Here is a 19,798-nt window from a genome sequence, read left to right as displayed (position 1 = left end):
TAAGGAATTATAACACACGTTGAACCATAATTTAGAAAATAAAAATAATTGAATCTTTTTGGAGTTCAGGACGTAGATAAGTCAATAAGATTATAGATAATAGGAACGGGTCTAATCAAAAAGTGGATAAAACAAATAGAAAAGGGGATATTTACGGACAGAACCTAGCTGATTTTCGGGGTCACATTAACTCTATTATTTTTCCTTTCCTATTTTAACTTAAGGATTGTCTGGCACATCCTTTATCTAACGACTCAACATATACCGGCAATCGTATTTTTCCTGCTGGTCCTGTTTATTGTCCTGCCTGTCATCTTGGTCCTTTCCCGTGAATTCACCAAGCACTTTTTCCCGACGCATCATGTTTAGGGAGCTTATGAAAATGAAGACGATGAATTCTGTTGTTCTGATATTTACCAAAGATGAACAAATTGCTGGCTATTATGAAAGTGGGGGAACAAATGATACTATCAGTAAATAAGCTTTCGAAGTCCTACGGGACACAAAAGGTTCTTCAGGACATATCCTTCTCGATTGAAAAGCCTCAAATTATTGCACTGGTTGGACCGAACGGATCCGGAAAATCAACACTGCTGAACATCATCGCGAATTTATTGCCTGCGGTTCAGGGGAGTATTTCGTTGATGGGTAAAAGCAATCAGGATCCGGCGATTTTCCGGGACGTGTCGTATATGCAGGATAACTCGGTGCTCTACGATTATTTGACGGGGTACGACCACCTGCAGTTTATCGGCGACGTGCAGAAGGTCTCAAAAAAGCAGGTCCTAGCTGCGGCGGAGCGCATCGGCATCACAAGTTTCCTGAATAAGAAAGTGAGCAATTATTCGCTTGGCATGAAACAGCAATTGCTGCTGACGATGGCCATCGTCAACGAGCCGAAACTGCTCATCATGGATGAGCCGTTGAATGGACTCGACCCGACCAACGCGATCAAGGTGCGGAATCTGTTGCTTGAGCTAGCAAAAGAAGGCACGGCCATTCTCCTGTCTTCGCACAATCTGTCGGAAATCGACCGGGTCACTTCCAATATTTTATTTCTGAAGAATGGTGAGTTGCTGAAAGAGAATTTGGCGGATTACGAAAATGTGTATTATCACTTTACGTTAAATACACTGGAAGACCCTGTCAACTTATTAAAAGACACAAAAGTAATCGTTAAAAGTAATCAGGGCAATCGACTGGTCTTGTCCTTGAACGGCACGCTGCTCACTGAAATTTTGGGGATTTTCAATCGGGAAGGCATCGTCATCGCTGATGTGGAGAAGAAAGTAGTCGGTTCGGAAGAACGTTACCAGGAACTTTTCGGAAAACCGGAAGCGGAACTATGAAATTATACATATTCGAACTGAAAAAAATTATCAAACAGAAAAAAGCCATCTGGCTGTTGCTGCTTGTTGTACTATCCACAGCGTTTATCTTCCAGCAAAATGCGGCGATGCAGGAAGGAAAAATGGAGCGCGTCTATGAACAGACCGAAGCGATCAATGGGGAAGTGGGCCGATCCATCGAAAGGCTATCTGAGGACCAGATGGACGGACTTTTGGATGACGCCGGTTTAGCGCAATTGGGCGTGCTGAAAGAGATGCGGAGCGCGCTTTACCCATGGCGAGATGTGATTTACCAGGCGAAATGGGAAGAAGTGCCGCTTCATGAAGGAGAATTTTTGGCCCTTCTCCAGCAATACAATGAAAGCGGCGGCGAGCTGTCGGCGTTGACCGGCATGGAAAAGGAAATCGCCATTGCAAAAAATGCGTGGCTCATTGAACACGAGCTGGCTTATGAAGAGGAAGCCTTTCCAGTCTCACCGCATTTAGTGCTGATTGAATCGGCCCTCTTCCTGCTGGGCTTAGTGGGCGTGGCGGTTTTGCTGCTGTTGTTCGGTGGGACTCTGACGTCGGAAAAAGAAAACAATACCTGGCTGACGCTTAAGACGCAGCCGACCAGCAAACGGCAGATCGTCCTCGCGAAGTTCGTCAGTGTGCTGACGGTGGCAATGCTGTATGTCCTGCTGGTGATCGGTATTGGATTGCTGGTGCCGCTGGTCTTCGGGGATCACGCTTTGAGTCTTCAATATCCGCAGGTGCTGGCGGGAGACGAGGCATTTGCGATTCTTTCGTCATTCAGCTTTCTCTTGCGCGTACTGGCGGTGTTTTTTGCAGCCGTGCTGGTTGTATTCAGTCTGGCTTTGGTGGTAAGTGTCTGGCTCAAGAATACGTTTACCTTGAACATCGTTCTATTTTTCATCATGCTGGCAGGTCTTACCGTTACGCAGTCGATGCCGGTCCTGCAGACAGCCTTTAATCCGTTTCACCTGTTCCAGTTTCAGCAAATATTGGAGGGGGTACTGCAAACTACAGATTGGCTGTATCTGTCATCTGCCATTCTGTGGAGCGGCGTGTTCTTAACCCTTTCAATCAAGTTGCCGGAAAAGGAGTCAAGCGCATTCCAGCGGTCAACAACCCACAACCCATTTGGAAGAGGGGGAACGCGGGCACGTTCTGCCGCTTTAACTAGTGTTCTGTTGTTCGAATGGCGGAAACTCAGGCGGAAAGGGATGTTCCAGAAAGTCATGATTCTGCTCGTCTTATTCACTGGGATGGGGTATTGGGGAATTTCCCAGCTGGCGGATCAAAAAGAGGAAGCATATTTAGAAGGCATACAGCAAATGATTTTCGCACTTGAAAATCATGATATTCCTTATATGGAACAAACCATTGCTTCTGTGAAAGAGGTGGAGCAGCAGGCATCAGAAAAAGAAGAAGGCGAATTGGCTATTGGTGATTCATATAGTCAAATTCCCCGACTGGAAGGTACGCTCAACTTCTTTACGGATCAAAAAAACAAAGCGGCGAATGCTATCGCCGGTTATCGAGAAGGAAATTGGGATGCTTTTCATGAATACCAGTTCTTCGTAAATCAAATCCACGATAATGAATGGGAACATATTGGCGTGGGGAACATTAATGAGCTTCCGGTCATGGGCCAGTTCACAATCGATGCCAGTTTGGCAGAAAAAGAATGGCTGCTAGGGCGAGGCATCCAACCCGTTTTTTCTGGTGAATTCCTTCAAACCATGCATACCGTAGATGGATGGCCCTCTGAAAAGTACCGGCTGGAGTGGGAAGAAGAAAACCAGAAAATCGATGCCAGCGGCTTGTATTCGTTATTCCTGTTTTTTGAGAACTATGTCTATGTCGTGCCGTTGGCATTGCTACTATTCGTGTTGGCAGGTGGCTTTGCTGCAGAAAGAGGAAAGAAGCGGACACTGGATTTCCTGCAAACGCAGCCTTTGACGGCAAGAACGATTTTCATAGGGAAAACCCTCCATTCAATTCTGGTTGCAACCATCAGCAGTATTTCTTTATTTGGTCTGCTAGTGCTGGTCGGCACGCTGTTTAACCGCTTTGGCGATTGGCAGTATCCTGTTCTCTATTACGATGCAGAAAGTGCGGTACTGGCGGCTGATTATGCCGGAATGCTCTCCGGTGAGCTGGGCTTCCACTTCATTCCGTTAGGCACATATTTAGTGAACAACACCATCCTGTTTCTGTTCGTCCTCCTATTTTTCCTGGTATTGGCGAATTTCTTATCGCTCTTTTTGAAAAATACCTTTACTTCATTTGCGTTGACAATGCTGATTGGAGTGGGAGGATTCGTGCTGAGCAACTACTATTTAACAGGTATGGCGCAGTGGTCCCCTTTCACTTATCTGCAGATCCATAAAGTGGCGAATGGAGAAATGGGGACTTTGATGAATCTTCAGCACTTGAATGTGATGACGGGGAGTCTGGTGCTGTCGGGATCGACCCTGCTTCTTTTGTTGCTTGGTATACTTTTGACCAGCTTTAAAGCGCAGAACTCAGTTGGTAGTCAGAAGAAGACGGATGCAGAACATGTAGATAAGTCACTAGAAACTAAACCTTACGTAAAATAATTTAGTTAACATATGATACTTTATCGGAAGTGTTATATGGACAAAAAAAGAATTGGGGAATGCAACTTAATTGATTGCATTCCCCAATTCTTTTTATTCGACTTCTTTAAGCATAAGCTCAATACCTGTTAGACGTTGATTAAATTCATCCATTTTTTTCGTTTGTTCCTGCTGCAAAATGTTATTTTTTCGATCCAACTCCAAACGTTCTTCGGCTCGGCGCTCCATGCGTCGAATAGCACGAACGATAAAAATAAGGATGAAAAGACCGATAAGCAGAGGAATCAATGGAAGTAAAAACGGTACAAATGTAAAAAAATCAATCCAACTACTATCTGATGAATTACTCATTTTATTTCCTCCAATATGCAAAGATTCATAGTAAGAAACGCTAATTATTGCTTCTTTTTAGTGTCAGGGTTTTTGACAAGTCGAAAATTAGTTGTTCATTTAAATTAAATGTGAACGGGTTTAGCTCAAAATACTTCATTGCTTTGCCATTTTCGGAGACTTCAAGTTGCCCTTTAACCAAATTAGCATCTTCAAGCTTTTGAAGATGAAGATATAGTAACGGCCTGCTGATTCCCAGTTCTCTTGCAAGCTGACTAACGTACTGCCGTTCCTCATAGAGAACTGCAATGATTTTTAGCCGATAAGGATTGGATAAGGCCTCCAACATCTTTAGCAATTGATCACCTGACAAATGATTATCCATTAATGTATCAGACCTCCTGTAATAAATATATTACACGTGTAACTTATAATCAAGGGCGATATAAAGAAATAATAAAGTTCTTGGAAAAAGTTCAGCCAGTAATTTTTATGGGTATAATAAGAACTGGTGTTCTTATTTATGGGGAGGAATTGGTTATGGAAGAAAAAAGAAGTAGTAATCCAGAAAGTGAAAGAAGGCATACACAGTGGGAGGGACTGTTTGTCTCTCAGCATGCGTGGAATTCAAATGATAATTCAGTAAGCGACCCGCAGCCGATGCTCAGTGCCGATGAAAAACAAGCCATCTGGGATATGCTGACCGTTGCATATGACCGTCAATGTACCGTCTTTGTTCAATCCTGGGAAGACAGTCATTTCAAGTTCCATCGATGCACAATTCGAGAAATAAATGACACCCAGCGTATTGTCACTTACGAAGATCCATTTGGCGAATGGCAGCTTGCGATTGATACGATTACTTCCATCCATATGCTGGACTGATTCACCCGGTTGCAGGAGTCGGCAGCTGCTGAAAATCCACTTCTGGCATGTTGTTTTTAAAAAATAAGTGAGGCTTTACCTGCTTTGGAAATGATGGAGAAGACCTGGAAGTCTGTTCCTGAAACGAGTATAGTGAAAGTAGATTGAGTTATCTGTCAAAAATGCGGGAGGCAGTTTTTCGCCTTCAGCAAAAAGTCATCCTAATAAAATGATGGTCTAAGAACTTAAATGGCTATACGAAAATGTACAAGGGAGCTGATGTTTTGAGTTATTTTTCAAAAAGCAGTACAGCGATTTCATTGGAGGATACAGAGAAAGAGTTTGGCAAACTGAAAAGACAGCTTCATGATCTGCTTTACCGGTTAGGGGATGACGGGGAAAACATTGCCTCCAGTTGGGACGTGGACGAAAGATTTTTAATCCAGCAATACCGTGGACTGACCGAAAAGCTGGACGATATCCACCGGAAACTGGAGTACCTGTCCAAAGACGTCGTCTCAGAAGGGCCGATTTTCCATAATTCCGCTGGTCGCTATGAAATGCTAAATGGTGATTACTTCACAAGTGGGAGTACCATCGAACTTCTGGTGAAGAATGAAGATGAAAGAGCGTACTGGATCCAGACGATCATCGAACATAACGGAGACGACTATTATGCAGTGGCTTTAGGCCGGGAAACATCCATCAATGGCATGACGGCACGCCTGAGAAGATGACAGTCCCAAAAATTTGGTGACGCCCATTATTTTAGTACATAAGAATTTTTGTAATACCTCACCTCGGTGTCTCTCTTATGGGTAGCAAAACTATTAAATGGGGAACCACGCCCTATAATCTGACCATTTCTAATAGATAGAACAAGATATACCGAAAGTTGAATCATACAGGGGAGGAAAAGATAACTTGGTTAGTCGGTTATCTTTCTTTTCTTGATTCTATTTGTTCGCAAAATATCAATTTAACGAACATATAATTGAATCAATACAATTACACTTATATAATGGGAGAAGATACTCGATGTTGTCTCAAAAATAATTGTTTTAGAAAGGAGAAGAAAAATGACAATCTTAATAGGTTATAGAGATTCAGATATGGTTACTATCATAGGCGATACGAAGAGTACTCATGTTGATGTTAGTAATAATAATGAAAGCCAAAGCACATTTGATACTATCCATAAAGTGTTTCCAATTAGCGAAAATATGATAATAGGGATTGCAGGTCTTAACGATTTAGGACTTGGTATTAAAACTCTCCTTCATTCAGTTTTCAGTTTAAAGCATAGCCTAACAGTTGTTGAAATGATTAAGTATGTAGAAAGCACTTGTGTTTATGCCCATGAAATGTATAAGAAAGTAAATCCAAAGAAAAACGCTGATTTATTAATTATGGTAGCTGCTATAGATAGTAAGATTAATAAAACTTATTTATATGAACTATCAAGTCAGGACAGCTTTATACCAAAAGAACTGACAGGTAATATGACCATTCAAGGGCCAGAAAGTGAAAAAGTTAGAAACTATATATATAACCCTTCTCAACCTCATAACATAAGCAATTTCGACGATCTTATTAAGGTGTTTTCTGAAGCTATCAGGCTTGTAGATCATGAATACGTTTCTAAAGATACTTACTCTTTTATCTTGACTTATAATAATAGATTTGGGCATCAAGCTTACATTCGCTCAATAGATGCCGAAGGAAATATGAAATATTTAGATTTAGCCGGTAATGAAATTCCAAAATAAAAAGTTAACCAAAAATGTATACTATGACATTATATGTTCGTTTAAATTACATTTTGCGAACATATACACAAGAATCACGTAAAGGAGCATCTAACTATGGCACTGACACCCGAAGAACTGCAGATCCTCCAACGGATTGAAAAACAACTAAACGATATGCCTTTCTATGTTGTCGAGTATATTCGCTCCAAAAAGCGCGCAGGGCTTTCTGCGGATACCTTGCTGCAGTACCTCTACCGCTACCAGCATTTCTTTCAATGGCTACTCCGGGAAGGTCTGGCAGGGGCTGCGGATACCGCTTTTATCCCCTATTCCGTATTGGCGGAACTGAAGAAGCAGGACGTGGAGCACTACATTGAATTCCTGCAGGAAGAATCCCTCACCCAGAAGAACAACACTGTGAAAAAGCGCGGCAATGCGGTCGTAACACTATCGGTGAATGCGTTAAAATCGCTCTTCAACTATCTGACGAAAGAGACGGAAAACGAAGACGGCGAATCGTACTTCTACCGGAATGTCATGAGCAAGATCGTGCTGCATACGAAAAAAGAGACGGCCAGCCGCCGGGCGCAGAAGATCAGCTCCGTCATCCTCAATGAGCATGAAATCAATGATTTCCTCCAGTTCATTGACCAGGAGTATGAAACTACTTTGACGAGTGGGCTGGCACGTCAACGATTCAATCGGGACAAGGAGCGGGATTTGGCGATCCTCTCCCTCTTCCTTGGAAGCGGCATCCGTCTCGGGGAAATGGCCCGTATTCTCGTCAAGAAAGTGAACCTCAAAAATCAATTAATCGACATCAAACGAAAAGGCGCTAAAGAAGATACCGTCCGGGTCATGGACCAAGCCATCCAACACTTAAGAGACTACCTGGATATCCGTGATGGCCGCTACATCGGATCACAAGAAGTTCCCTTCCTGTTCGTGACACTTTATGGTGGGGCTGCCCGCCCTCTTTCCCGGCGTGCGATTGAGAACTTGGTGACCAAGTATACCGCTGCATTTGCTCAGGGAGAAGGCATGAGCCCGCACAAGCTCCGTCATACCTTTGCGGCAGATTTCATTCGAAACGGCGGCAGTATTGTTCTCCTGCGGGATCAGCTGGGGCATAGCAATATCGAGACGACTTCCCTCTATACCAATCTATCAAATAAAGACAATGAACAAGTATTGACTCGTATGGAAGAAAATCGTATAAAGCGCATAGACATAGATTAATAGAACATACTTATATAAAAGGACAAGCAGCTAAAGTATATGCTGTTTGTCCTTTTGATTAGCTGTATTTAAATATACTTTAAATTAAGATTTTGCGAACATATAAAATCAAAGAAAGGAAGCTAACTCATGCTGATGAGTTAACTCCCTCTTAGATATGCTTCCATCTAAATATACTTACTCTCGATAAAAATCAAGCAGTTGTAATTGCGTTTACTGCTAAAATGGCATCTGCAATTTGTTCCGGTGTAAGTTCCGGATTCATGTTATGCGATGTTTCTCCTGCCACGGTGGCCAGTTCTCCAATTTTAAGTAAATCTTCATAGGGCGCATTTTCTAAATGAAGATCTTTCAGAGTTGTTGGCAACTCAATTTCTTTAAAGAAGTCTGCATAACGTAAGATATCAGATTCTGCGTATCCTTCTAGTACTAACTGAGTCAAGACACCATAGGCTACTTTTTGGCCATGAGTCAACTTGTGGATTTCTCCTTCAAGTGCAGTAAAGCCATTATGGATAGCATGTGCTGACGCTAATCCGCCATTCTCGAATCCTAGTCCTGATAATAAGGTGTTCGCTTCGATAATTGCTTCGACTTGCGGTGTGACAAGCCCTTGTTTCGCAGCTCTGTATGCAGCAATACCTTGATCGAACAGCACTTCTTCAGCCTTTTCCGCAATAGCCTGTCCAGCAAGAGTTGCCTTCCCGCCAGCCATGGTATTTGAATTTCGTTTCAATGAAGCTCGGGTTTCAACAAACGTGGCCATCGCATCTCCCATACCTGAAGCCAAAAGAAACACCGGCGCATTGACGATTACTTTTGAGTCGACCAAAACCAAATCCGGATTTTTGGTATAGAATTTATATCCTTCAAATACTCCATCGTCAGAATAAATTACGGATAGCGCACTGGTTGGTGCATCTGTAGATGCAGTTGTAGGAGCAACCACGACAGCAATTCCAAGCGCATCCCCAACGGCTTTTGCCGTATCTATCGTTTTTCCACCGCCTAACCCGATGACAACATCAGCTTTTTTGTCTTTCCCTATCTTAGTCAGACGCTCAATTTCTGTATTGGAAGCTTCTCCGGTAAATTCTTCATAAATATAAGAAGTATTGGATGCTTGGAAGCTTTCCTCAACTGTACTTCCAGTTATTCCCCAAACCGTACTATCGGATAAAACAAAGGGGGTTACTCCAATTTTAGCAACTTCTTCACCAAGCAGACTTAGAACACCAGCACCTTGAATATATTTTTTTGGTGAAATAAAAATTTTCTTTTGCATTAATAATTGCTCCCTTCTCTTGAAAAAATCGTTTTTACTTTAAATAGTGACGTATTGGATTCTTTTCCTGCAACTTCTAAATTACAGGTATCTTCCAGTTAAACTTAACGCTTTCCACGACTTGTTGTCAACGAAGCCGACTTTTGCCATTTTGATAAAATCTATCGAAAAGAATTCTCTTATTCAACAAAATTTAAAAGGGCAATTTAAAATAGAATAGCACTCTAGAAGTCATTTAGAATTTATGAAAATATCTTTCGGTTCTAGTTAATTCCTGGCTTTGTGTATGAACAACTTGCCGTGCTCTAATCCATAACCATAAAAAATGATGCTTTATCAAGCAAAAGAAAAAGGATGATATTAACCTGCCCTCCTTCCGATAAGCCCTCATATGTTAACTCTAAATAACTTACTTAATGCTCACCTGTAGCTTTGATACAATCTCTTTGAAATTCACAAAAATATCTTTTAAAGAAACCACTACAAAGTAAGAGGGAACTTTTGAATCAGCCAATAAGCATTCATTCTTTTTCTTCATGGAATATTTTCAGATCATTTAAAGGATCTTCAGAAATTCGTTGCGCAACTTCATTCCACAATGTTCTATAACACAGTTCAAAATCTTCCTCAAAGTTTACTTCTGTAAAGATGTAAGGAAATTTTAATTCTTCATCACTCAATTTTTTATTAAGGAAGATGTTTTGAATATAAATTAAAAAGTTTAACGAAAAAGTAGCATCCGTCCTCATTAACAATGAATTTCCCATTCCTTCTCCTCTTCACTTTTCACTGCCCTGCTGATGAATCTGCGTATCACTATCTACCTTTATTTTATCATCTTTAAAAATTAAAAACTTCTAAACGAAAGTATTTAGCGAGCATCATTGCAACCTACGTTCAAAGCAACCATTTATAAAATTACATTTCCACACATAAAAAGGGAGAAAATAAGCTTTAATCAGCTCATTCTCCCCTTCTACTTATACAGCTTCCTATAAACTCATGATATGTAAACCTATACTTTTAGGAAGCTACTTAAATGCTCTCTTCTTGTTCTTCTACATATTCTAGAAATAAATCCTGAAGTTCTCCTTCCGTGTGCATGGAGTTCAGGAGCAATTTAGGCTTGACAGAATCTTCATCATCCAAAGGAGTGCTTCCGTCTATGATAGACAGCATAGACGAAATTGTATCAACCATAGTTTGCTCTATTATTTTCATCAAAACGACTTTATCTTCCGCTGATATTCTGTTGTAGAAATTAAGTGCTTTTTTATAGTGTGGATCAGTTACTTCATCCGATTCTGTCGTTTCATATATACCATGATAAATTTCAAGACCATCTTTTACTACTAATTCATAAAGTGCTTGAGAAAAACTCCCTTTCAATTCTTCCGTCATCGTTCTTCCTCTTTTCTTATAGTTAATTTATATTGATTCATTTAAATATACACATATTCTCCAAAGCTAACTAGAAAATTCTAGAAATAGAAGCGTTCGCAAAAGTACGCTTTTACGAACAAAAGGGAGAGAAGAGCTGTTTTTCCAGCGTCCTCTCTCCTCCTTTTCAATTCCCATTAAAATGTTTTTTAGCTAACAAATATTGTTTCTTGAATTCAGGTGACATCCTTCTGCAGTTCGCGCTTCCACATCAGTCTGCCAGAAATAAAAATGACTGCAGTCAAGACGATATATCCGCCAGGCACAAGTGCCTGTGGCAGCCATATATTCGTTATCTCGCGAATTAAAAAATTGGCGACTCCAGCAATCATGATGAAAAGAATGACAATCTGCACGCCGATCAATACAATCGAGTTCTGTACGACCGTGGAAATAGCCATAGAGAGTATCCCCAAAAGAATGGCTGCAAAAAAGATAGCTGTAATGGATAAAACAATGTACTGGAGAAAGGTCATTTCGTACCAGTAGTCCTCAAATGCAAAAGCTGATAACGGCAAGCCAAAGTGAGACGCTGTGCCATTTGTCCAATACATCCCTGTATAAACTGTTAAGAGGATGGCTGTTAAAATAGCTGCGCTGCTTACACCTGCCAGCCATTTAGTTTTATATACGCTTCTCCCAGTTTTGGAAGTATACTGCAACGGAAGCAAGCCCGACTGGTAATCCCGCAGAAAAACCGGCGACATTAATATGGCTATACTGATTAAAATGATGATGGCCATACTGGTTTTGTAATTCTGAAAGTTATAGGGAACGACGCTGGAAAAGAAACTATACTCCTCGTTTGTTAACTGCTTTTGAAAATGCTGTTGCCTGGAACCTGCAGTTTGCCCAATCATCGCATCCAAAGACAAGGCCTCAGTTTCGTAATTTTCAATTAGATGATTCCATGCTTGAAGTTCCCACAAAAAATCTTCTTCAGCTTGAAACATCAAATCATCATGATACTCGCCGAGTTCTTGATCATCTAATCCAGTATCCTGGAACTCTTCGTAGTTTGTAATTCCCAATGTCTGAGCCTGGCCATCTTGGCTAAAAAATTTATCAGCGGCTTTTAGGCGTTCTTCATAACTAGCACGCAATTCCTTGAATTCTTTCTCATCCAGGGTTGACCCATATTTTGAAATTACCATCTGCTCAATCTTAAATAAATCTCCATCGGGGCGACCGTTCGGAAAATACTCCAAATCGAAGCTTAGAAACAAATAAAACAACAAAACGTTGACTATACCGATAAGAAGTAATAGCTTCCACGACAGAATCTTTTTCATTTCCATCAGAAACAATTGCATATCAGGCCACATCCTTTTTGAAAAATCTTCGTATCGCCCAGCTGTTGCAAAGAAGCGTAATCATCAATCCTAATAAAATGGACCACAGCTCAAAGTACTGGATCATCATCACATCTGTTCCTCCTGAAAAATACATGTGCGGATTCAGCAGTACCCACGTAATATTTAGGCTCGTGAAGAATTGCAGCCATGGAGAACCTACCAGGAAGGAAGGCAGGATAAATAAAGCAACGAGTAAAGCCATACACAGAATCCAAGTAAAATAACTGTTCTTTATGTAAATACTGAGAGCGAAAGTCAGAATCGAGACAATCAGGACGACAAAAAGCTCCGTTATGATAGCTAAGATTAAAAATTGCCATACCGTGAACGGCCACCAGGTGATATACGGAAGTTTGTACTCCCAGTTAAGCCCGCTGCTGACCGGTGTATTCCAGAATTTTGAGAAGTCATACACCGCAAAAAATATTCCCAATGACACTCCGGTAAGCACTAAAAAGAGCAAGATAGCTGTGATTGAAGATGCTGAAAATTTATGCCAAATCAATTTCCGCCCTTTTTTCGTTGTATATGTAATGGATTGGGTTCGCTGCTCCGCTTCATAACTCGCAATGAGCGCTGTGGCCATAGCGACAAGCAGTACGCTTTGTACCGCGATGTTCTTCACAAGAGAGCGGAACAATTCACTGTGTATCCGGTATTCACCTGCAAAAAACCATTCCTTGTATTCGCCCGTTTCTACAATCTCGTCATACCGGTTTTCCCATCCAGTAAATTGCCGGTCCATAAACTCAGCCAGCTGGCCATCCATTGTTGATGCTGCAAACAAACCTTCTCTTAAATCATCCATGTTAATGCCTGTATACCGGGCTTCCAAGCCTGTTCCCAACCCGTAGTACATACTTTTCAAACTCAATTGATCAATCGCTTTTTGTTCTTTATAACTTGCCTCTTCATATTTTTCAAACGTCATTTCTTCTAAGTAAGTCTGAAAACCCTGTTCTGCACCAAGTTGTTTTACATCCTCCTGCATATTTTCCTGCATCCGCTCTAAACTATCTTCAGTAATGGCATTTCCATATGTAATCGCAATATCGTTTACGACTTTTAGTTCCCCTTTCGCATAGGACTGGCTGATCACTTGAAACGCATTGAATGCAATAAACAGTATGAGTAAAATGACAATGATCGGTGAAGTGAGGGCTTTTTTCATTTCATACCAAGTAATTCTCATTTCATCACCTGATTGCGCTTTCGTTCGCATACTCGATTAAAAACACATCTTCCAGCTCCGGCACAACTGGTTTCCATTTGGCATCTTTCCGTTCAGGTGAATAGAAGCGCACAAGCATCTGTCCTTGTTCCTGCTTTTCTTCAAGGGTCAGATAGCGCTTTCGGAATTCTGCGAAATCCTTATGAGGCATAGTCATCTCAAAGATTTGTCCATGCAGGCCATTACAAATCGTAGTGATATCCCCTTTATAAAGAAGTGTCTGGTCACGGATCATCACAATTTCATTTGCGATAGATTCGATATCTGACACGATATGCGTCGAAATCAAGATGATTCGCTCGCGGGCCAAATCGGATAGGAGGTGGCGAAAACGTGCGCGTTCTTTCGGATCGAGTCCCGCTGTCGGCTCATCCAAGATTAATATCTTCGGATTTCCCAGCAACGCCTGCGCTATCCCGACTCGCTGAATCATGCCACCCGAAAACTTCCGCATCTTTTTATCCTTTACATCGCTGAGTGCCACCATTTCCAGCACTTCCTCAATGCGCTGGTCCACTTTGGCCTTTTCCATTCCTTTTAAAGCCGCCAGATAGCGCAGATATTTCTTAGGCGAGAAATGCTTGTAGTATCCAAAATGCTGTGGCAGATAACCGATCATTTCGCGGTAAGATTCTCCAAGTAAATCAATGGGTTTGCCGTTGTAGAGGATTTCACCGCTTGTCGGCTTTATCAGCGTCACCAGCATTTTGATGAGTGTTGTCTTGCCTGCTCCGTTTGGCGCAAGTAGTCCATAGATGCCGTTTTCCAATTGAAGGTTCATCTTCTGTAAAGCTGTAAAATCCCCATATTCTTTGCCCACTTCACTGATTGTCAGCATGTCCATAATCCCTCCTGTTTCCTTGTAAACGCTTTTTTGAATGCCATGATAAAGATTCCAATTATAACAAGCAAAATGCCTGTGTAAACGATAAGTGGAAGATGAAAGACGATCCGCAAATAGGAATCTTTCATCATGAACAGCCAGGCGCTGTTTATTGCAACCCAACCTGCCATATAAGTCAGTGATCTCTTCCACACATTCCCTTTTGCAATAAACCACAGCAATCCGGACGCAAAAGCGAATAGGCCTGTAAGTGAAATCAGCCAAATACGCAGGAACTCCACTTCGAAATTCATTACCAAGATAAATGTTGCCGTCATATTAGTGAAAAGTGAAATTCCGCTGAATGCCAATACTCGCACCGCTATCAGCTGAAAAATCGTAACCTTCATGGTCATTTCCAGTTCAAATGTCTGTTTCTCCCACTTTTCATAAAAAGCATAGGCAGTCTGGAGAATCAGCGAAATAGGCGCTATAAGAAAGACATATCCATAGAGAAATGGAGAAATCGTTTTGTCCGTTGTAGTAATGAGCCATATGCAAAAAATCGAGACAATCAAGACGAGGCTGCTGAATGCTATTTCACTGCGGTTCGGAAGCACATACATCCAACCCATTTGTCCCTTGAAATCCTGCATCTCCTTTAGAAAGTATCGTTTATCCGGAAAGGCTTGCTTCACTATCATGGCAGCCTGCCGGTCGATTTCCTGTTCATCCGGATATGGCAAATCCCAATTATCTTTCGACATGTCGCTTCTCCTCCATTTCTTTCCGTATAAAGCGAATGGTTTTATAATACTTTGTTTTAACTGTTGATTCCGGCAATTGCAGATTGACCGCAATTTCTGCAAAGGTTTGATCTAAAAATAGTTTATAGCGAACGATGTGTTGCGCTGTTTGATCGCAAAGCGTAAGACTGGCTTGCAATTCCCGCATCTGTTCTTTTTTTGTAATATCCTGAAGGATGTTTTCTGCACTTTCTATATCCTGCTCTTCTATGTATTCGGTTTGTTTTTTTGTCCGGTAACCTTTCGAACGGAAATAATCGATGCAATGATTAGTGGCAATGCGGTAAAGCCAGGTGCGAAAAGAAGCTTTCTTCGCATCAAAACTTCCGATGGACTGCAGCATGCGGATGAACACTTCCTGCGTTAAATCCAGAGCCAATTGTTCGTCGATTATTTGTTTGTAGACGAAGGCGTAAATTTCTTTATAATAGTGCTTCACTAAATGATTCGCACTGTCTTCATGCGCGGATCGCTGCACACGACGTATCCACCGCTTTTCCAAATCCACTTGTTACCTCACATCGCTTTCGTCTCTTCATAATATATATTCGTAGTATTGGCAAAAATAGTTTTAACTTTTTCGCATTAATTTCATTATAAAGAAATTCATCTTCTTCAATGGTGAATTTTCTAATTTCTGGATTCGTTAATAAGCCAGTAAAGTTAACCTGGCTTAGATCAGTCAAAGACAATATAATCTTTTTAAATTCTTACATAAAAAAAGAAGAAGCCGATATATAGCTTCTTCACTTCCGATAACCTTATGATATGTAAACCTTCACAATTTTGAAATTCAGACATGAAAACCTTATGGATTAGATTTCTATATAACATTTTTGCTAGCAACTATAAGTTTATTGATTTTTATATGAAAGCCAATAAATATAAAAGAATTGAATGTGAAGTGATTTAGACTAAGTTATATTTGCATAGAAAAAAAGAGGCATTTTAGCCTCTACTGTTAAATGTTTATATATACTTATTCACTTTACGACTTTAAGAGCGTTTAACTTCTCTTGTTATCCGTTACTAGATCTTGTTGCGGAATTGTTAACTTCGCTGGATATTCAGATTTAGGCTTTCGAGCATTTCAAAGTACTGCGGACAAGTCTTCGAAACGCAGCCAGGATCATTCAATTCAATCCCAGCAACTCTTGATCCAATCAAAGCCAGAGACATTGCAACCCGATGGTCATCATAAGTGTCTAATGTAGCTGGAACTGGAGTACTTGGATACACTGTCAAACCGTCTTCGAACTCCTCGACTTTGATTCCTAATTTGCTGAGAGATTGGCAAATCGCACTTATCCGGTCGGATTCATGGTGACGAATATGCTTTACCTCCCTAATAGTGATCGGTCCATCCGCAAAAGCCGCAATGGAAGCAAGCGTCAAGGTTTGATCCGACATCTCTCGCATAGAAAGTTCAAAGCCCCCTCTTAACTGTTCTGTTCCTGCCAATTCAATGAACGAGTCACCACGGATCACCCGGCAGCCCATTCTCTCAAATACTTCAAGCATTTTTATATCAGGTTGTCTTGTATCGCTTGTTAGATTATCAATCCGGATTTTGCCGTTCGTCACTGCAGCAAGAGCAAGAAAATAGCAGGCAGTAGATGCGTCTGCTTCTAAATCAATATTCTGCGGTGTGTATTGACCGGGTTCAATGACTATTTTCGATAAGCTGCTGTCATAGTGGGTATTCGCCCCAAACTTCTCCATGAGTTCCAGTGTCAAAAACACATAAGCGTGCTGAACGATATGATCTTCAATTGTCACTGTCAGCGGAGCTTTAAAGGAAGGACCTGCCATCAACAGTCCACTGATGAATTGGCTTGAGGTGTTACCCGACATGCTGACCTCGCCCCCGACCAATTCCTTCCCTTGGATTACCAATGGATAATGGCCTTCATTGCTTGCATATTGGACATCAGCACCTAGTTCCTTTAATGCATCCATAAGCGGTGCGATGGGGCGTTTGCTCATACTATGGCTTGCTTCTACTTCCCATACACCTTTCCCTGAGACGGCCAAGGCGCCAGGAAGGAACCGCGCAACGGTGCCAGCAGCGCCAATATAGAGTTTCGCTGAGTCCCATGATCCGCCTTTGCCGTTAACAAGAACTCGGTCTTCCTCTACTTCTATGGCTACCCCTAATTTTCGCAAAGCATCTATACACCAATAGGAATCATCACTTTTCAAAATTCCAGATATCTCCGATTTGCCATTGGCCAATGCAGCCAAGATGAGTGCTCGATTCGTTAGACTTTTGCTTCCCGGGACGGTGATAGAACCCTCAATCAAATTTTTGTTTGGTGACACAATGACTTTACTGACATTTTTCAAAGGAGTCCAAGGACTCCTCGCTTTTGAGTCCTGTATGTTTTCTGCCAATTCCACTCACTCCTTCCGCTTTCTCTATATTCATTGTAAGTGTGATTGCTATATAATGAAAATCAATAGAAACACCAACAGGTATAGGAGGAATTTATATCATAAGTCTAGATTTATACCGGGTATTTCATACCGTTGCTTTAGAAAAAAATTTCAGCAGAGCTGCACAAACGCTATATATCACGCAACCAAGCGTTAGTCATTCAATTAAACAATTGGAAGATAAACTTGGCGTTCGCTTATTTAGAAGAACCTCAAAAGGGGTCATAATTACAAAAGAAGGTGAAGTTCTATTTGACTATGTTAGTGAGGTATTCGGATTAATTAACCGAGCAGAGCAGGCAGTTTCTGATTTAAAGAACTTTGAAAAAGGTCAAGTCGTTCTAGGGGGCAGTGATTCAACGTTCAAGCATTTTCTGCTCCCCTATATACAGACTTTTCAACACAGCTATCCAGACATTAAAATTAAAATCCAGCTCGGTTCAACACCTCAGATTCTCGATAAATTAGTAAATGGACATATTGATATCGGAATTGTCCATTTGCCGGTAGATCAAAGTCGCTTACATGTCACTGATTTCCGGAGCATAGAAAGTATTTTTGTCGCTGGCGGTAAATATCAGTATTTAGCAGATAAGAAGTTAACTGTTAAGGAATTGATCAATCATCCGATCATCTCGTTTTCAGAATCTAGCAGTTCCAGACAATTTTTAAATCAGGTACTGCAAGAAAAAAACCTCTCGGTAACCCCTGATATTGAAGTTGGAAGTGTTGAATTGCTAATTGAATTTGCGAAGAACGGAATGGGTATTGCCTTTGCCACAAAAGAATTGATTTCAAAAGAGCTGATGAAAGGCGAGTTACATGAAATAGCGGTGGATTTCCCTATAAAAAACAGAAAGATTGGGATAGCCACAAGAAAAGAAGTTCCTCTTTCTATCGCGGCAAATCAATTTTATGAACAATTAATTATAAACAGCCTAAAATAGTATAGAAATTCAAATGCACTCATACATAAAGAACTTCTCAGAGAAAGTATTACCTTATCTGAGAAGTTCTTGTCATTTAAAACTAATCTTACTGAAATTGAAGGTTAGATAATTCTACCTTTTAATTACAGAACAGAAATAAACTAACAGTTTAAGAAAAAGCGTTCGTAAAAGTCCTAATACTTGTTACGAACGTTCGTTAATATACGTACACTTTTAGGTGCAAGATAACGGTTAAAATCAGTGAAAAATATCAGTAGAAGTAACAGGTTGTTTTCTGACAAAATTATTTTTAGTTCCATAAACGTCCGTTTTAGGGAGTTCTATTGTTTTACTAACGGCAAGAGTTGAAGAAGGATCGAATAAGGGAAATCCAAAAACTATAGTTTTCCTTTCCAATATTTTATTTTAATCGTTATTGGTTAAATGTTTAAAAAACTGATCTGCTGCGACTGATAAAGGAATATCTTTTTTAGTTACTAATCCAATCTTCCTCTTTTCTAGTTTTTCATTTAAATGAACTTCAATTAATTCACCCTCTGATAACTCCTTCGAAACTAATTCCTTAGTGACAAATGCAATCCCCATTCCAATTTTTGCACATTCAATTAGCAATTCTACACTTCCTACTTCAATGTCAGGCTGTACACTAAGCCCTTGTTTTTGAAATAACTGATTAAGGAACCTTCTTGAACTACTTGTTTTCGAAAAAGAGATAATAGGATAATTTAGCATCTCTTCTAGAGAAATAGTTTTATTAGCCAAATCTTTATATTTCTTTCCTACTATAAAGGTGCTGTTAATGCTTAAGAATTCCGTTAGTTGTATTTGACTTTGATTAATTGGCATGTGAATGATGCCAATATCAATAAGTCCGTTTGTTAATTTGTCTAAAATGTTGGGTGTTGACCCATGTTGAAGTTTGATCTGTAGTTTTGGAAAAATGTCTTGAAATGTCTGTACATAAGGTAGCAAATAATGTTTGCATGTTGAATCACTACCTCCGATTGTGACATGACCACTTTCTAAATTTTCCAACTCGGAAATCTTGCGTTCTGCATTATCAATTAATCCAAAAGCTTGCTGAATATAATCAAATAACGTTTTCCCCTCATTTGTTATTATTACTCCCTTTGAAGTTCTTAGAAATAATTGTACTCCTAGTCTTTCTTCTAATTGTTTAATTGAATGACTAACGCTTGGTTGTGTAATATATAACTTTTTTGCGGCTTTACTGAAGTTTTTTTCCATTGCCGTTACATAAAACACACGATATAAGTCCAAATTCATGATATAGATACCACCTATAACAGTTATTGATTATATTAATTTCATT

At 40.4% G+C, this 19,798-nt stretch carries 19 protein-coding genes; 7 read left to right on the top strand and 12 right to left on the bottom strand.

What is annotated here, in order from left to right; genetic code table 11:
* Positions 1-461 precede the first annotated feature (461 nt).
* Both CXF70_RS03185 and CXF70_RS03180 read left to right on the top strand, forming a co-directional pair.
* Entirely contained in the window at positions 462-1,349 is an 888-nt protein-coding gene (locus CXF70_RS03185; RefSeq protein ID WP_101801515.1) for an ABC transporter ATP-binding protein, read from the top strand.
* Positions 1,346-3,955 (top strand): ABC transporter permease, encoded by a 2,610-nt coding sequence (locus CXF70_RS03180; RefSeq protein WP_101801514.1) that lies wholly within the window; start codon positions 1,346-1,348, stop codon positions 3,953-3,955. The genes CXF70_RS03185 and CXF70_RS03180 overlap by 4 nt, the downstream gene beginning before the upstream one ends.
* Positions 3,956-4,048: 93 nt before the next feature.
* On the opposite strand, the gene CXF70_RS03175 is transcribed toward CXF70_RS03180, so the two are convergent.
* Positions 4,049-4,306, bottom strand: a complete 258-nt coding sequence (locus tag CXF70_RS03175; RefSeq protein ID WP_101801513.1) for a hypothetical protein — start codon at positions 4,304-4,306, stop codon at positions 4,049-4,051.
* 40 nt (positions 4,307-4,346) lie between these two features.
* Positions 4,347-4,670 carry an ArsR/SmtB family transcription factor gene (locus tag CXF70_RS03170; protein ID WP_101801512.1) on the bottom strand — a complete coding sequence of 108 codons (324 nt, stop codon included), beginning with the start codon at positions 4,668-4,670 and terminating at the stop codon, positions 4,347-4,349.
* A gap of 155 nt (positions 4,671-4,825) precedes the next feature.
* On the opposite strand from CXF70_RS03170, the gene CXF70_RS03165 reads away from it, so the two are divergent.
* The 4 genes from CXF70_RS03165 (at position 4,826) to xerS (ending at position 8,139) form a co-directional block, all read left to right on the top strand.
* Positions 4,826-5,170: a YolD-like family protein gene (locus CXF70_RS03165; protein ID WP_101801511.1), complete on the top strand. Its 345-nt coding sequence runs from the start codon at positions 4,826-4,828 to the stop codon at positions 5,168-5,170.
* A 263-nt stretch (positions 5,171-5,433) separates the two neighbouring features.
* Positions 5,434-5,886, top strand: a complete 453-nt coding sequence (locus CXF70_RS03160) for a DUF5348 domain-containing protein (RefSeq protein WP_101801510.1) — start codon at positions 5,434-5,436, stop codon at positions 5,884-5,886.
* Positions 5,887-6,228: 342 nt separating this feature from the next.
* On the top strand, positions 6,229-6,918 hold the full coding sequence (locus CXF70_RS03155) for a hypothetical protein (protein ID WP_101801509.1): 690 nt from the start codon (positions 6,229-6,231) through the stop codon (positions 6,916-6,918).
* Positions 6,919-7,014: 96 nt separating this feature from the next.
* Positions 7,015-8,139, top strand: coding sequence for a tyrosine recombinase XerS (xerS, locus tag CXF70_RS03150; RefSeq protein WP_101801508.1), 1,125 nt, complete (start codon positions 7,015-7,017; stop codon positions 8,137-8,139).
* Positions 8,140-8,332: 193 nt separating this feature from the next.
* Here the strand turns inward: xerS and CXF70_RS03145 are convergent, their stop codons facing one another.
* The 9 genes from CXF70_RS03145 to aroA form a co-directional block, all read right to left on the bottom strand.
* Positions 8,333-9,424, bottom strand: coding sequence for a glycerol dehydrogenase (locus tag CXF70_RS03145; RefSeq protein ID WP_101801507.1), 1,092 nt, complete (start codon positions 9,422-9,424; stop codon positions 8,333-8,335).
* A 521-nt stretch (positions 9,425-9,945) separates the two neighbouring features.
* The gene (locus CXF70_RS03140; protein WP_101801506.1) at positions 9,946-10,191 is read right to left on the bottom strand and encodes a hypothetical protein; all 246 of its coding nucleotides are present in this window, start codon (positions 10,189-10,191) and stop codon (positions 9,946-9,948) included.
* A gap of 268 nt (positions 10,192-10,459) precedes the next feature.
* The gene (locus CXF70_RS03135) at positions 10,460-10,825 is read right to left on the bottom strand and encodes a transposase (protein ID WP_233208526.1); all 366 of its coding nucleotides are present in this window, start codon (positions 10,823-10,825) and stop codon (positions 10,460-10,462) included.
* Positions 10,826-11,040: 215 nt separating this feature from the next.
* Positions 11,041-12,177: a hypothetical protein gene (locus tag CXF70_RS03130; protein ID WP_101801505.1), complete on the bottom strand. Its 1,137-nt coding sequence runs from the start codon at positions 12,175-12,177 to the stop codon at positions 11,041-11,043.
* A gap of 1 nt (position 12,178) precedes the next feature.
* On the bottom strand, positions 12,179-13,411 hold the full coding sequence (locus CXF70_RS03125) for an ABC transporter permease subunit (RefSeq protein ID WP_145990699.1): 1,233 nt from the start codon (positions 13,409-13,411) through the stop codon (positions 12,179-12,181).
* A gap of 4 nt (positions 13,412-13,415) precedes the next feature.
* On the bottom strand, positions 13,416-14,288 hold the full coding sequence (locus CXF70_RS03120; RefSeq protein ID WP_101801503.1) for an ABC transporter ATP-binding protein: 873 nt from the start codon (positions 14,286-14,288) through the stop codon (positions 13,416-13,418).
* The gene (locus CXF70_RS03115) at positions 14,282-15,040 is read right to left on the bottom strand and encodes a hypothetical protein (RefSeq protein ID WP_101801502.1); all 759 of its coding nucleotides are present in this window, start codon (positions 15,038-15,040) and stop codon (positions 14,282-14,284) included. The genes CXF70_RS03120 and CXF70_RS03115 overlap by 7 nt, the downstream gene beginning before the upstream one ends.
* Positions 15,027-15,587 (bottom strand): RNA polymerase sigma factor, encoded by a 561-nt coding sequence (locus CXF70_RS03110; RefSeq protein WP_101801501.1) that lies wholly within the window; start codon positions 15,585-15,587, stop codon positions 15,027-15,029. Before CXF70_RS03110 ends, CXF70_RS03115 begins: the two co-directional genes overlap by 14 nt.
* Before the next feature lie 542 nt (positions 15,588-16,129).
* Positions 16,130-17,473 carry a 3-phosphoshikimate 1-carboxyvinyltransferase gene (aroA, locus tag CXF70_RS03105; RefSeq protein WP_101801500.1) on the bottom strand — a complete coding sequence of 448 codons (1,344 nt, stop codon included), beginning with the start codon at positions 17,471-17,473 and terminating at the stop codon, positions 16,130-16,132.
* Positions 17,474-17,538: 65 nt separating this feature from the next.
* Between aroA and CXF70_RS03100 the strand changes: the two genes are divergently transcribed.
* Positions 17,539-18,462: a LysR family transcriptional regulator gene (locus CXF70_RS03100; protein WP_369916916.1), complete on the top strand. Its 924-nt coding sequence runs from the start codon at positions 17,539-17,541 to the stop codon at positions 18,460-18,462.
* A 408-nt stretch (positions 18,463-18,870) separates the two neighbouring features.
* Here CXF70_RS03100 and CXF70_RS03095 read toward each other — a convergent pair whose 3' ends face one another.
* On the bottom strand, positions 18,871-19,752 hold the full coding sequence (locus tag CXF70_RS03095) for a LysR family transcriptional regulator (protein WP_233208525.1): 882 nt from the start codon (positions 19,750-19,752) through the stop codon (positions 18,871-18,873).
* Between the last annotated feature and the right edge of the window lie 46 nt (positions 19,753-19,798).

This window comes from Planomicrobium sp. MB-3u-38, from assembly GCF_002836425.1.
Classification (GTDB): domain Bacteria; phylum Bacillota; class Bacilli; order Bacillales_A; family Planococcaceae; genus Planococcus; species Planococcus okeanokoites.
Note: the sequence above shows the minus strand (reverse complement) of the source record. Positions and strands in the feature narration are given on the sequence as shown.